This window comes from Caulobacter sp. GW821-FHT11E10, assembly GCF_058808375.1.
In genome coordinates this window covers 226297-239994 of the sequence record NZ_JBXARP010000006.1, presented here as the reverse complement: position 1 = coordinate 239994, position 13698 = coordinate 226297, and the positions used below count along the sequence as shown (strand labels likewise).

Genomic DNA, 13698 nt, shown 5'->3' with positions numbered 1-13698 from the left:
CAAGCTGGCGTGGCCGGATAAGATCGTCTCCTAAGGCGACCCGCCGGCCCGGGAGTGAACGCGGCGCGCGTGACGCGCCTAATCGCCAATGGAATGCCCGCCTCAGGCGGGACCAGGAGCGCGCCGGCGTATCGGGCGCTGTTCCGCGGAGGGGAAACATGAAGCCGAAGATCCAATCGCGCCGACGCTTGTTGCTGGGCGTCTCGACCGCCGCTGTCGCCTTGGGGGCGCTGGGCGTGGCCCAGGCACAGACCACCGCGCCGCCACCAGGCCCGGACGCCGCCGTCGAGGAGGTGGTCGTCACGGGCATCCGCCAGAGCCTGCAGTCGGCGGTGCAGATGAAGAAGAACACCATGGAGGTGGTGGACTCCATCCGGGCCGAGGATATCGGCAAGCTGCCCGATCCGAACGTCGCCGAGACGCTGACGCGGATCCCGGGCGTCCAGGGCTATCGCTATGGCGGCGAGGGCGCTTCGCCGGTCGGCGTCGGCTCGGGACTGACCATTCGCGGGCTTTCCGGCCAGACCGCTTCGCAGGTCGACGGCCGCTCGTACTTCACCGCCGGCGGTAGCGAGTTCAACATCGAGGGCGCGATCCCGGGGATGGTCGCGGGCCTCGACGTCTACAAGAACCCGTCAGCCGAACACATCGAGGGCGGCATCGGCGGCCTGATCGACATCCGCACCCGCAAGCCGCTGGACATGCCGGACTTCTCGGGCAGCGCGGCGATCTCGGGCCGCTACAACGACATGGTCAAGCGCTGGCAGCCAGAGTACTTCGCCCTGGTCTCGCACCGCTGGAATGTCGGCGACGGCGAGATGGGCCTGCTGTTGGCGGCCAACTACCAGAAGAGCTGGAACCGCTCGGACAATGCGCCGGGGCCCGGCGGCGCCAACCTGCGTCGCGTCGTGCGCGCCGACAGCGCCGAATACATCGGCAACGCCGCGTACAACCAGACCTATGCCGGTCGAAGCGACGTGGCGTTCCTGGCCGACGTGGCCGATCCTCTGGCCCTGACCGCCGCCCAGCGTGCGGGCCTGGTCAACATGGCCGGCGTGCAGATCAACGTGAACGAGGAAGACATTCAGCGCACCCGCAAGGGCGTGTCGGGCGCCTTCCAGTGGAAGCCGCGCCCCGGCCTCGAGTTCTATGTCGACGGCAACTACAACTCGTACCTCTACCATCAGGGCTATCGGTTCCTGAACGGGTCCGACAGCCGCTATGTCCAAGGCCTGCAGACCTCCGCCTTCAACACCAGCGAAGGCCTGACGATCCGCAACCGCAATGGCGGCGAGGACGTCTCCCTGGCCGGCCAGCGCTTCGCCAGCGGCACGTTCCTGGGCTCCAGCTTTTCGTCGACCGGCGGCGACGAGCACCGCCTGTATGAAACCTACATCCTGGCCGGTGGAGCCAAGTGGTCGCCGACCGATGACCTGGACCTGCGGGCCGACCTCTCGTACGTGAAGGCCGACCAGGAGCAGGACAACCGTTCGGTCAACATGACGCCCCGCGCCGGCGTCACCTGGAACACGACCCGGACGGTCGGCCTGCCGCAGCAGGTGTCGATCAGCGGTCCGGGCTTGGACAATCCCGCCAACTGGGTGTTCCAGAACTACGGCAACGGCATCGAGAACATCTATGACGATCTCGGCTACGCCGCCCAGTTCGACGGCAAGCTGCGCATCCATGACAGCTTCATCGAGGCCGTGAAGTTCGGCGCGCGGTACTATCGGAAGAAGTCGCGCTTCTACAACTACTCCTATACCGGCAAGAACCTGACGACCGACGGCCTGGCCCTGACGGCCAATCAGTCGAACGGCGTCCTGGCCAGCAGCGCCCAGGACCTGGTGGGCGGCTCGCACACCAATTGGTTCGACGGCGAGGCCGGGTATGGCGGTGGCTTCCTGACCTTCGTTCCGGACGCCCTGCTGGGCGACAACGTCCGCAACCGCTTCCCGCTGGCGGGGATCCCGGCCGAGGACGCGATCCCCGAAGTGCTGCTGTCGCGCCGCAAGGCCGTCGAGCAGACCTATGCCGGCTACGGCGTCGTCGACTTCGCGTTCCTGAACGACCGGATCCGCGGCAACGCCGGCGTGCGGGTGGTGCGCACCGAGGTGGAGGCCGAGGCGCGGATCACCGACTCCAGCGGCGCGACGCCGATCATCGTGCCCAACAGCAAGAGCAACAGCTACACCGACGTCCTGCCGACCCTGAACGTCACCGGCTACATCCAGGACGACCTGCTGCTGCGCTTCGGCTTCGGCAAGGGCATGACCCGACCCGGTGTCGGCGACATCAACCCGTCGGTCACGGTCAACAGCACCAATGGCACCGGCAGCCAGGGCAATCCCGACCTGGCTCCGCTGCGGGCCACCAGCTACGACCTGTCTCTGGAGAAGTACTTCAACAAGTCGGCCTACGCCTCGGCGGCGCTGTTCTACAAGAGCGTCGACGGCTTCGCCCTGGGCGTCGAAAGCTGCCAGACGGTGCCGACGGCGGCGCCCTATACCGGCGCGACCCCGAACAACTGCGCGACGGGTCAATACCGGGTCACCCAGTCGGTCAACGCCGACCCGGGCTACGCCAAGGGCGTCGAGTTCGCCGCCCAGACCTTCTTCGACTACGACTTCGTGCCCGGCTTCCTGCACAATTTCGGGGTCCAGGGGTCGTACACCTGGGTCAAGACCGAGCTGCCGGTGCTCCTGGCGGGCGCCAAGGTCAATGTGCGCCAGCCGTTCCAGTCGGATCGCAACTGGAGCCTGGCGGGTCTCTATGAGAACAAGTTGATCTCGGCCCGCCTGGTCTACACCTACCGCTCCGACTACGTGCTGTTCGGGATCTCGGCCAATCCGATCGATGGCCGCTACCTGAAGGGCTACGGCCTGTTGGACGCGTCGGTGAACGTCAACCTGCGCCAGGACCTGACGCTGTCGTTCACGGCGTCGAACCTGACCAACAAGGCCCCGATCCGCTACGTCGGCGAACCGGACAACGGCTACGACACCGACATCCTGCGCCAGTACTTCGCGAACGGCCGGATCTACGGCGTGAGCCTGCGCTACAAGTTCGGCGGCTAGCCGTCGGGCCTTTGTCCCACTCGGGCGCCGTCGTCGACGGCGCCCGTTTGTCCTCTAGCCGAGCGAACTTTCGGTCAGCGACGCGGAAATGCGGCAGACCAGACCGTCGGCGGCGAAGTCGAGGCTGCAGGACCCGCCGACCTCCGCACCGACGCCGCGTTCCAGGAGGCGCGTGCCGAAGCCGCGCCGCTTGGGTTCGCGCACGGGCGGCCCGCCGGTTTCCCGCCAGACCAGGGTCAGGGTTCGCGGTTCCGAAGGCGCGCGCTCCCAAGTGACCTCGACGACGCCATCGGGCGTCGACCAGGCGCCGTACTTCAGGGCGTTGGTGGCCAGTTCCTGCAGCGCCATGGCGAACCCCAGGGCGATCTGGGGCGGCAACGCGACGCTCGGCCCGTTCGTGACCAGCCGCGCGGACTGGCCCACGACATAGGCCCGGGCCGCGACGTCGACGATCTCGGCGAGATCAGCCGCTTCCCAGTTGCGGCGGGTCAGCACGTCGTGGGCGCGCGAAAGGGCGACCAGCCGTCCCTCGATCGCGGTTTGCAGGTCCGGGTCCGCTCCCCCGTTGCGCAGGGTCTGGAACGTGATCGACTGCACCGTGGTCAGGGTGTTCTTGACCCTGTGATTGAGCTCGTTGATCAGCAGGGACTGCTGCTGAATCCAGCGCTTCTCCTGGGTGATGTCGCGAACGACGCGCACGCCGTAGGGCGGCCTGCCGTCCGCGCCGTCGACCCGTGAAGCCCGAAGCTCCACCCAGGCGGTCTGGCCGTCGGCCCGGGTGAAGGCCTTCTCGACCGTGTAGCTGTCCAGCGTGCCCGCCATCTGCTGGGCGAAGAGCACGCGTTCCTCGGCCTGGCTTTCGGGCGAGCTGTCGTCCCAGATCGTCATGTTCAGCAAGGCCCGGCGATCGCGGCCGGTGATCAGGCAGAGTTGCTCGTTGACCTTGAGGATGCGGCCGTCCCGATCGACCTCGGCGATGCCGACCGAGGCGCGGTCATAGGTGGCTTGCAAGCGCTGGTCCTGCTCGGCCAGCCGTTCGCGCGCGGCCACCTGCTCGGTCAGGTCACGCATGTAGGCGGTGTAGTGAAGTCCGTCGGCCAGCGAGACCGCGTTGATCGACAGCTCGACCGGAAAAGCCTCACCCTTGCGTAGGGCGTGCATCTCCAGTCGATGGCCCAGGATGGTCGATCGTCCCGTTGCGATGTGACGCTCCAGGCCGCGCCGATGCGCCTCGCGAAACGCCGGCGGTATGATCAGGTCGGCGAGATCGCGTCCGACCGCCTCGGCCTTGGTCAGGCCGAACATGCGCTCGGCCTCGCGGTTCCAATCCACGACGTGGCCGTTGGCCGACATGGTGATGATGGCGTCCAGCGCTGCGTCGAAGACGGCGGCCTTGGTCGCCTGGGCGCGCGCGAGCGCCGAATGGCTGCGGCTCTCGTCGGTCGCCGCGGCCAGCAGCAACAGGGTCGCGGTGGTGACGGCGATGAAGTCCTGAGCGTAGAGCGCGCTCGAGGTCGATCCGGCGATCAGTTCCGACAGCGGACCGATGCCGAGGCTCACGCTGATCAGGGCCGCGACGGCGGTCGCCACCAGGGCGAGGGTCACGCCGCGTACGCTGAAGGCGATCGCCACCCAGGCGATCACCGGGAACAGGTGCCAGGTCCGCAAGGGCAGGGGCGTCAGATCGAGGAAGACGGCGAACGTGGCGCCCACGCTGATGGCCACGCCGCCGACCAGCGGCCATGTCAGCAGGCCTGGCTCCGATCGAACGCGCGCCCAGGACAGGAGCAAGGGGGTGACGAGCAGGGCGCCGGTGACGTAGCCCAGAAACCATGTGAAGGCCGCCAGGGGCGCGGCGGTCGGGGAACTGACGCCGCTCAAGACCAGCGCCGCCATACCTGGGATGACCGAGATCGCGCCGCCGACAAGCGCGGCGGCGATCACGATCAAGATGTCGCGCATGCTCCTCAGCTTGGGGTCGAAGTCGGTCCTGGCGTTGATCACCGAGACTGGCGCCACCGCGCTGGCCGCGCTGGCGAGCGCGATGACGACGTCCGCCCAGAACGGTGGGGCGCTGTCGACGATGATAGCGGCCGCCAATCGCCCCACCAGAATCGCCGGCCAAAGCCGCACGCCACCCAGAAGCAAGGCCGCGAAGGCGAGGCCCGAGGCCGGCCAGACCGCCGTGCTCGCGCCGCGATAGACGCCCCAGTTCAGGCCGGCCAAGGCCAAGGCCGCATAGGCCACGGCGATCAGGGCCAGCGCGGGGATATCGCGGCGTCTGGGGAGAAGGTCTGATGCGGTCAACGCGGTCTCCGCCAGGGTCGGAAACGCAGCATGCCACGAGCGTGAAGCGGCGCGCGAGCAAATCTCGGCCTTATCGGGCGTTATAGCCGGACAATTAGCCTAGTCATCAACGCCAGGCCCCATGCTGCCTATGTCACCACTTCAGTTATAGGAGTCGCTGGTCAAAGATATATGTTCAATAAAATCAGTTCGTATTGACATCCATATCGCCTGTTGTCCCGGTGGGCGTCGTGTTTGACAGCTGTTTCATTTTGTACGAGGAATATAAACCACCTCTACCGCACCGTGGTTCTGGGCGCTCGATCGCGCTGTCTTGGCCGCTGCCTGGGACGCGTTCGGTCCGTCAGTGTCTTTCCCGTGTGGGGCCGCCAGGGAGAGTTGCTTTTGCTTGCGAAGGTCGTGGGGCTGATCGGCCTGGCTCTGGCGCTGTGGACCTCGCCGGCGAGCGCTCAGCCGGCGGACCCGGCGACCGCCTCGCGCACCTGGACCGCCGACAATGGCGACGGCAGCTTCACCAATCCGCTCTTCTACGACGAGTTCTCCGACCCGGACATGATCAAGGTCGGCGACGACTTCTATCTGACCGGCACGACGATGCACGCCATGCCGGGCCTGCCGATCCTGCGCTCGCGCGACCTGGTGAACTGGCGTTTCGTGGCCTACGCCTCGGACAAGCTGGACCTGGGTCCGCGGTTCCGGCTGGAGAACGGCCAGCAGATCTATGGCCAGGGGATCTGGGCGCCGAGCTTTCGCCACCACAACGGCGTCTTCTACATCTTCAGCAATGTGAACGGACAGACCACCCAGGTTTTCCGCGCGACGAACCCCGCTGGTCCGTGGACCCGGACGCCGATGAAGGTATCGCTGCACGATCTGTCGGTGCTCTTCGATGACGACGGCAAGGTCTATGTCGTCTGGGGCTATGACGAGGTTCTGTTCGCCCAGTTGAACGACCAGCTCACGGACATCGTGCCGGGCACCCAGCGGATCATCGTTCCCAAGGGCTCGGGAATGGGCGAGGGCTCGCATTTCTACAAGATCGACGGTCGGTACTTCATCACCAGCGCCATCTGGGACGGCCCGATGCGGCTCGCCGCCGCCCGGGCCGATCGGCCCGAGGGCCCCTACGAGATCAACCGCGCCATCAGCATCGACGAGGACTTTGGCCTCGCCCAGGGCAATCAATTGGCTGGCGGCAAGATCCTGCCGGGCGATCCCAGGTCGCGGGGCAGGCTTTCGCTGCACCAGGGCGGCGTGATCCAGACGCCGGCCGGCGAATGGTGGGGCTATTCGATGATGGACTACAACGCCGTGGGCCGGCTCACCGCGCTCTCGCCGGTGACCTGGAAAGACGGCTGGCCCTACTTCGGGCTTCCCGGAAATCTGGGTCGTACGCCGCGCACTTGGACGAAGCCGAAGACGGCCCAACCGTCGCCGATCTCAGCGCCCTATGAGCGGAGCGACGATTTCTCGGCCCCGACCCTCAAGCCGGTCTGGCAATGGAACCATGTTCCCGTCGACGACAAATGGTCCCTCGCCGCCAGGCCCGGCTTCCTGCGCCTGAGCACGCAGCCGGCCAAGAGCTTCTGGGAGGCGCGCAACAGCCTGACCCAGCGCGCGATCGGCCCGCGATCCTCGCCGGTGACGAAGCTCGACCCGACAGGCCTGCGCGCCGGCGATGTCGCCGGCCTGGCGCTGCTCAACAAGCCTTACGCCTGGATCGCGGTGGAACGCGACAGCGACGGGCTGAGCCTCGTCCAGTTCAACGAGTACACCGGCGACCGCGTGCGGGTTCCGGCTCCCCCCGGCCCGATCTGGCTCAAGGCCGATAGCGACTTCCTCACCGAGAAGAGCCAGTTCAGCTACTCGGTCGATGGCGAGCATTTCCAGCCCCTGGGCGGCCCGTTCGACATGGTCTTTCAATTGAAGACCTTCCAGGGCGTTCGCTATTCGCTGTTCGCCTATAACCAGGATGGACAGGCCGGCGGTCACGCCGACTTCGACAGCATCAGGGTGCATGAGCCCAATCCCCGTGGATTGATGCGACCGATCCCCTATGGCGAGGCGGTGCGCCTGACCGGTTTGGGCGGCGAGACGGGCCTTGGCGCCGACGGCGGGCGTCTGCGCGCGGGTCCGCCGACCCCGTTCACCGTCGTGGACCTGAAGCTGGGCCGCGTGGCGTTCAAATTCGGCGAGGCCTACCTCGCGGCGAACGCCGACGGTGCTGTTGGTCTGTCGCGTGGCCGCCCGAGCGCCGCCCAGAGCTTCCAATGGAGCGAGACGCCGACTGGCGAACTGGTCCTGATGTCGCTGGCCACCCATCGCTATCTGCGGATCGACCCGGCGACCGGCAAGGTCTTCGCCGACAGCCCAGGGCCGGCGCCGGATGGGCGCGACGGTGTGCGCTTCGTCTGGTCGACTGACGGCGGGAGCCGGCCGGTCCATTGACCGCCGGAGTGACGAGCAGCTCCAGGCGGTGTCGAAGGGGCAGGGGGCTGGGCGCGTTCGGGGCGTCGCCGATCCGACCCATTCAGGCCCGATCCCGGTTATCCCGCACCGTGATTTCTGGATGGGAAAGAATGGTGGATGCTACAGGGATTGAACCTGTGACCCCCTCGGTGTGAACGAGGTGCTCTCCCGCTGAGCTAAGCATCCGCCGTGTCGGTTCGGGCCGTGAAGGACCGATCCGCGAGAGGAGGGGGCCTATAGCCCGGTGTTCGGCGCGGGGCAAGAGGCCAAAAGCGCGATACAGGCCTGGGGCACATCCAAAAAGCTGTGGATGACCAGATCGGCTCCCAGCGTCTCAACCGGATCCTCGGTGTAGCCGAAGCTGACCAGCACGCTGGGCACGCCGGCGTTGCGGGCGCCCAGCGCGTCGTTGACGCTGTCGCCGACCATGACGGCGCGCGCGGGGTCACCGCCGACGGCCGCGATGGCGGCGGCGACGTGGCGACCGTCGGGCTTGGCGGCGGGGGCGAGGTCGGCGCCGATCACCGCGTCGAAGAACGGCGTCAGGCCCACGGCGTCCAACAGCGCGACCGACAGGTTGGTCAGCTTGTTGGTGCAGACCACCAGCTTGGCGCCGGCGGCCTTCAGCTGGGTGAGGACCTCGACCACGCCGGGGAAGGGCGCGCTCTCGTCGGCGATGCGGTCCAGATAGACGGCGATGAAACGCTCGACCAGGGTCGGGGCGCGGTCGACGCCCAGCGGCGCGCCGGCGGCGGCGAAGCCGCGCTCCAGCAGGGCGCGCGCCCCACGGCCGACCATCAGCCGCACTTCGTCGAAGGGCAGGGGCGGCAGGGTTTCCTGGGCCAGGATCGTGTTCAGCGCGCCCACCAGGTCGGGGGCGGTGTCGACCAGGGTTCCGTCGAGGTCGAAGGCGATTGTCGCCCCGTTCAGGTCATGAAGCTCGCTCATGGGTCTGGCGTTTCGGCCAATTGCGCGGCTAATGCAACGCTGGAACGCCCACCAGGGAGTCGCCAAGGCGCATGACCGAATCCGTTTCCAAGCCGACCCCCTCCATGGTGACGAGGCCGCGCGCAGCCGTGATCCTGGCCGCCGGCCAGGGGACGCGGATGAAATCGCCGACGCCCAAGGTGCTGCACAAGGTCGCCGGGCGCACCTTGCTGGACCACGCCATCGACGCGGCCCAAGGCCTCGGCTGCGAGCGGATCGTGGTGGTGGTGGGCGCGCACAGCCCGCAGGTCGGCGAAAGCGCCCGCAAGCGCCTGGGCGAAGGCTCGACCGTCGTCCAGGATCCGCCGCTGGGCACCGGACACGCCGTGCTGGCCGCCAGGGAGGCCCTGGCCGACTTCGACGGCGACGTGGTCGTGACCTATGCCGACTGTCCGCTGACCACCGCGGCGGTGATCGCGCCGCTGTTCGACCTGAGGTCCGGTGGAACCGACGTCGCCGTGCTGGGCTTCGAAGCGGCAAACCCGTTCGGCTACGGCCGCCTGATCCTGGCGCCTGGCGACGTGCTGCTGCGCATCGTCGAGGAGAAGGACGCCGACCTTGGCGCCAAGCAGGTCAAGCACTGCAATTCCGGCGTCCTGGCCGCCGACCGTGCGACGCTGTTCGACATCCTGGCCAATGTCCGCAACGACAACGCCAAGGGCGAGTACTACCTGACCGATGTGGTCGGTCTGGCGCACGAGCGTCACCTGTCGACCCGTGCGACCTTCGCGCCGGAAGCCTCGGTGCAGGGCGTCAATTCTCAGGCCGAGCTCGCCGCCGCCGAGGCGGTCTGGCAGAAAGCCCGCCGCAAGGCCCTGATGGTCGAGGGTGTCACCATGCCCGCGCCCGAGACGGTCCATCTGTCGTGGGACACCAAGATCGCCAGCGGCGCGGTGGTCGAGCAGTTCGTCGTCTTCGGCCCCAGCGTCAGCGTCGCCAGCGGCGCCGTGATCAAGGCCTTCAGCCACCTGGAAGGCGCGACCGTGGGCGAGGGCGCCCTGATCGGCCCCTATGCCCGCCTGCGTCCGGGCGCCGAGATCGGGCCCGAAGCCCACATCGGCAACTTCGTGGAAGTAAAGAAGGTCAAGGTCGGCGCCGGCGCCAAGGCCAACCATCTCAGCTATCTGGGCGATGGCTCGATCGGCGAGAAGGCCAATATCGGGGCCGGCACGATCTTCTGCAATTACGACGGCTTCGAGAAGTTCGAGACCCATGTCGGCAAGGGCGCCTTCATCGGCTCCAACAGCGCCCTGGTCGCGCCCGTTCGGGTCGGTGACGGCGCGATGACGGGCTCGGGCTCGGTGATCACCAAGGACGTCGAGGACGGGGCCCTGGCCCTGTCGCGTAGCGAACAGACGGCCCGGGCCGGATGGGCGACGAAGTTCCGCGCCCTCAAGCAAGCCCAAAAAGACAAGAAGAAGGACAAGACGAAATGAGCGCTGACGATCAGAAGCGCGCCTCGGGCGAAGCGGCCGCCGCGCTTGTCGAGAGCGGCATGGTGGTGGGCCTGGGCACCGGCTCGACCGCAGCCTGGTTCGTCAAGGCGCTGGCCGCCCGCAATCTGTCCGATATCCGCGGCGTGCCGACCTCGGACGCCACCGCCGCCCTGGCCCGCGAGCTGGGCATCCCGTTGGCGGCGCTGGACGACGTCAAGACCATCGACCTGACCGTGGACGGCGCCGACGAGGTGGGTCCCGGTCTCAGCCTCATCAAGGGCGGTGGCGCGGCCCTGCTGCGCGAGAAGCTGGTCTGGGAAGCCTCGAGCCGCTGCGTCGTCATCGCCGACGCCGCCAAGAAGGTCGACGCCCTGGGCAAATTCCCGCTGCCGATCGAGGTCGTCCGCTTCGGCCACGTCCACACCAGCTGGCGCCTGGCCGACATCGCCGCCGAGTTCGACCTGCCGCCGCCGCGCCTGCGCATGGCCGAGCGGGGCGTGGTGGTCACCGACGGCGGCAACCTGATCTACGACATGGCCTCGGGCCGCATCGAAGAGCCGGCGGCCCTGGCCACGGCGCTGAAGAGCGTCACCGGCGTGGTCGACCACGGCCTGTTCCTCGACCTCGCCGACGAAGCCCTGATCGGCACGGACGGCGGTGTGGTGCGTCTGGTTCCCTGACGTCCTACATAGAGCCGTTCAAAAGCTTGCGTTCCTCCGGAGGCCACCGTGGCTGACTACGACTTCGATCTCTTCGTCATCGGCGCCGGCTCGGGCGGCGTGCGCGCAGGGCGGCTGGCGGCGATGAGCGGCGCCAAGGTGGCCGTGGCCGAGGAGTATCGGGTCGGCGGCACCTGCGTGGTGCGCGGCTGCGTGCCCAAGAAGTTCATGGTCTATGCCAGCGAGGTCACCAGCCAGCTGAAGACGGCCAAGGGCTACGGCTGGACCGTCGAGGGCGCCAAGTTCGACTGGAAGACCTTCCTGCACGACAAGGATGTCGAGATCGCCCGCCTGTCGGGGATCTATGTGACGAACCTCCAGAAGGCCGGCGCGCACCTGCTGCACGGCCGCGCCCAGATCGTCGACGCCCACACCGTCGAGGTGCTGCCCAAGGAGGGTAGCAAGGACGGGGGGACCTACACCGCCAAGAAGATCCTGATCGCCACCGGCGGCCGCCCCGTGAAGCCCGACTTCCCGGGCGCGGAATTCGGCATCACCTCGGACGAGGCCTTCCACATCCCGACGCTGCCCAAGAGCATCCTGATCGTCGGCGGCGGCTATATCGCCGTCGAGTTCGCCGGGATCTTCAACGGCCTGGGTGTCGAGACCACGCTGCTCTATCGCGGTGCCAACATCCTGCGCGGCTTCGACGACGACGTCCGCTCGCACCTGGCCGACGAGCTGGAAAAGCGCGGCATCAAGGTGGTGCTGGGTTGCTCGCACAAGAGCATCGAGAAGGCCGACGATGGCACGCTGGTCAGCACCCTGACCAACGACCTGACTTTCGAGACGGAGGCGGTGATGTTCGCCACCGGCCGCGAGCCCTATGTCCAGGGCCTCGGCCTGGAGAAGGCCGGCGTGAAATTGAACGAGCGCGGCGCGATCGCGGTCGACAAGCACTCCAAGACCAATGTCGCCAGCGTCTGGGCCGTGGGCGACGTCACCGACCGCATCAATCTGACGCCGGTCGCGATCCGCGAGGGCGCGGCCTTCGCCCAGACCGAGTTCTACGACAACCCCACCACCTTCGACCACGACATGGTCGCCTCGGCGGTGTTCTCGCAGCCGCCGGTCGGCGCGGTCGGCATGAGCGAAGCCGAAGCCCGTCAGGCGTTCGGCAAGGTCGATATCTACCGCTCGGTGTTCCGTCCGATGAAGGTCACCTTTTATGGCGGCCAGGAGCGGTGCCTGATCAAGCTGGTGGTCAAGCCGGACGACCAGAAGGTGGTCGGCGTCCATGTGGTGGGGCCGGACTCGCCCGAGATCATCCAGATGGCCGCCATCGCCGTGAAGATGGGCGTGACCAAGCCGCAGTGGGACTCGACCTGCGCGGTCCATCCGACCTTGGCCGAGGAACTGGTCACGATGCGTGAGAAGTACGTCCCGGTCGAAGTCGGCGGGATTGGATGACGCAGACGGGCTCCTTGGCGGACGCTCCGGAACGACGGACGCGGTGGCTGGGCGCGCTCGCCGTCTTCATGGCGGTGATGACGCCGCTGATCGGCTATCTGATCCCGAACTGGTTCGCGGGACTGGTCACCTTGGTCGGCTTGTTGAGCATGCCGGCCCTGGCGCGCTCGCGCCCGCCGCTGCTGCCGATGTTCTCCCTGCTGCTGCTGGTGCTGTGGGCGCTGATCAGCCTGACCTGGAGCCCGGCGGCGCCGCACCTCGTCGACCTGCGTCGCGACGGCGACGTCGAGAAATTCACGGCGATCAAGCTCGTGATGCAGCTGGGCTTCTATGGCGCGGCCGTGGTCGCGCTTGGCGGGATGTCACAGCGTTCGGCCCGGCTGAGCGGCAGGGTGCTGCTGGCGGGCGTGGTGCTGCTGGCCGTCGTCAGCTTCCTGGACGGCGTGCTGCGGGCGGCGATCTACCAGGTTCTGCACAACCTGACCGAAGAGCCGATCCGTCCGGACCAGGCCTTGGTGAAGGTCTCGCAGGCGACCTATCCGCTGGTCCTGCTGTTCTGGCCCTGCGCCCGGATACTCGACGCCTGGAAGTTCCAGGGACGCAACTTGCTGATCGCCCTGATCGCGCTCTGCACGGTCCTGGCCGCGCATTTCACCGGGGCCGACGCGCCGATCGCGGCCCTGGTGCTGGGCGGATTGACCTGGCTGGGCGTGCGCGTGATCGGAAAACCCTTCGCCCGCGCCCTCATTCCCATCGTCGTCGCGCCGTTCATCTTCGCGCCCATGGCGGTGCTGTGGGGCGTGCGCTCGGGCCTGTTCGCCTGGCTGCACGTGATCGCCCCGCCGTCATGGGACCATCGCCTGAACATCTGGGCCTTCACCGCCAACCAGATCGTCGAGCACGCCCTGCGCGGCTGGGGGATCGACGCCAGCCGGACGTTCGGAACCGCCATCCCCCTGCACACCCACAACGCGGCCCTGCAGCTGTGGCTGGAACTGGGATCGGTCGGCGCCTCGCTGGCGGCGGCCTTCTTCGCCTGGATCGTCTACCGCATCGTGGCCTGGACCGGCGAGAACCGGCGGGACGGGGCCATGGCGGCCGCGGCCCTGGTTTCCTATCTGGTGATCGGCGGCCTGAGCTTTGGGGTCTGGCAGGAATGGTGGCTGGCCCTCGGCGCGATCGCCGCCATCGCCTGCGCCGTTGCGCAAAAATCCAGCGCTCCACAGCGGTAGCGCGACAACGACTTTTCCCGCTTTGGCGGATCGGCGGTGTTCAGCCGCACGATTTTGCCTT

8 protein-coding genes and 1 tRNA gene are annotated in these 13698 nt (G+C 67.6%); 6 read left to right on the top strand and 3 right to left on the bottom strand.

Going from position 1 to position 13698, the window contains the following annotated elements:
- Positions 1 to 158: 158 nt before the first annotated feature.
- Positions 159 to 3077 carry a TonB-dependent receptor gene (locus tag AC1RRV_RS14335; RefSeq protein WP_492860327.1) on the top strand — a complete coding sequence of 973 codons (2919 nt, stop codon included), beginning with the start codon at positions 159 to 161 and terminating at the stop codon, positions 3075 to 3077.
- Positions 3078 to 3131: 54 nt separating this feature from the next.
- On the opposite strand, the gene AC1RRV_RS14330 is transcribed toward AC1RRV_RS14335, so the two are convergent.
- Complete coding sequence (locus tag AC1RRV_RS14330; RefSeq protein WP_492860326.1) at positions 3132 to 5384, bottom strand: PAS domain S-box protein; 2253 nt, start codon at positions 5382 to 5384, stop codon at positions 3132 to 3134.
- Between the two features lie 384 nt (positions 5385 to 5768).
- On the opposite strand from AC1RRV_RS14330, the gene AC1RRV_RS14325 reads away from it, so the two are divergent.
- Positions 5769 to 7832 (top strand): family 43 glycosylhydrolase, encoded by a 2064-nt coding sequence (locus AC1RRV_RS14325; RefSeq protein ID WP_492860325.1) that lies wholly within the window; start codon positions 5769 to 5771, stop codon positions 7830 to 7832.
- Positions 7833 to 7964: 132 nt separating this feature from the next.
- Here AC1RRV_RS14325 and AC1RRV_RS14320 read toward each other — a convergent pair.
- Together AC1RRV_RS14320 and AC1RRV_RS14315 are read right to left on the bottom strand one after the other, a co-directional pair.
- Positions 7965 to 8039 (bottom strand) — tRNA-Val (locus tag AC1RRV_RS14320).
- Positions 8040 to 8087: 48 nt separating this feature from the next.
- Entirely contained in the window at positions 8088 to 8801 is a 714-nt protein-coding gene (locus tag AC1RRV_RS14315; protein ID WP_492860324.1) for a phosphoglycolate phosphatase, read from the bottom strand.
- Positions 8802 to 8872: 71 nt separating this feature from the next.
- Here AC1RRV_RS14315 and glmU point away from each other — a divergent pair, with 71 nt between their 5' ends.
- Genes glmU through AC1RRV_RS14295 form a run of 4 tightly spaced genes read left to right on the top strand, consistent with a single transcriptional unit; the run spans position 8873 to position 13637 of the window.
- Positions 8873 to 10276, top strand: coding sequence for a bifunctional UDP-N-acetylglucosamine diphosphorylase/glucosamine-1-phosphate N-acetyltransferase GlmU (gene glmU, locus AC1RRV_RS14310; protein WP_492860323.1), 1404 nt, complete (start codon positions 8873 to 8875; stop codon positions 10274 to 10276).
- A complete protein-coding gene (rpiA, locus tag AC1RRV_RS14305; protein WP_492860322.1) occupies positions 10273 to 10956 on the top strand; it encodes a ribose-5-phosphate isomerase RpiA in 684 nt (227 codons plus the stop codon). Before glmU ends, rpiA begins: the two co-directional genes overlap by 4 nt.
- A gap of 48 nt (positions 10957 to 11004) precedes the next feature.
- On the top strand, positions 11005 to 12405 hold the full coding sequence (gor, locus tag AC1RRV_RS14300) for a glutathione-disulfide reductase (protein ID WP_492860321.1): 1401 nt from the start codon (positions 11005 to 11007) through the stop codon (positions 12403 to 12405).
- Positions 12402 to 13637 (top strand): O-antigen ligase family protein, encoded by a 1236-nt coding sequence (locus tag AC1RRV_RS14295; RefSeq protein WP_492860320.1) that lies wholly within the window; start codon positions 12402 to 12404, stop codon positions 13635 to 13637. Before gor ends, AC1RRV_RS14295 begins: the two co-directional genes overlap by 4 nt.
- Positions 13638 to 13698 lie beyond the last annotated feature (61 nt).

Excerpts from the sequence above, each read along its gene's own strand:
- AC1RRV_RS14315 (WP_492860324.1), bottom strand. The coding sequence starts at position 8,801 with ATGAGCGAGCTTCATGACCTGAACGGGGCGACAATCGCCTTCGACCTC.
- rpiA (WP_492860322.1), top strand. The coding sequence starts at position 10,273 with ATGAGCGCTGACGATCAGAAGCGCGCCTCGGGCGAAGCGGCCGCCGCG.
- AC1RRV_RS14335 (WP_492860327.1), top strand. The coding sequence starts at position 159 with ATGAAGCCGAAGATCCAATCGCGCCGACGCTTGTTGCTGGGCGTCTCG.
- AC1RRV_RS14295 (WP_492860320.1), top strand. The coding sequence starts at position 12,402 with ATGACGCAGACGGGCTCCTTGGCGGACGCTCCGGAACGACGGACGCGG.
- glmU (WP_492860323.1), top strand. The coding sequence starts at position 8,873 with ATGACCGAATCCGTTTCCAAGCCGACCCCCTCCATGGTGACGAGGCCG.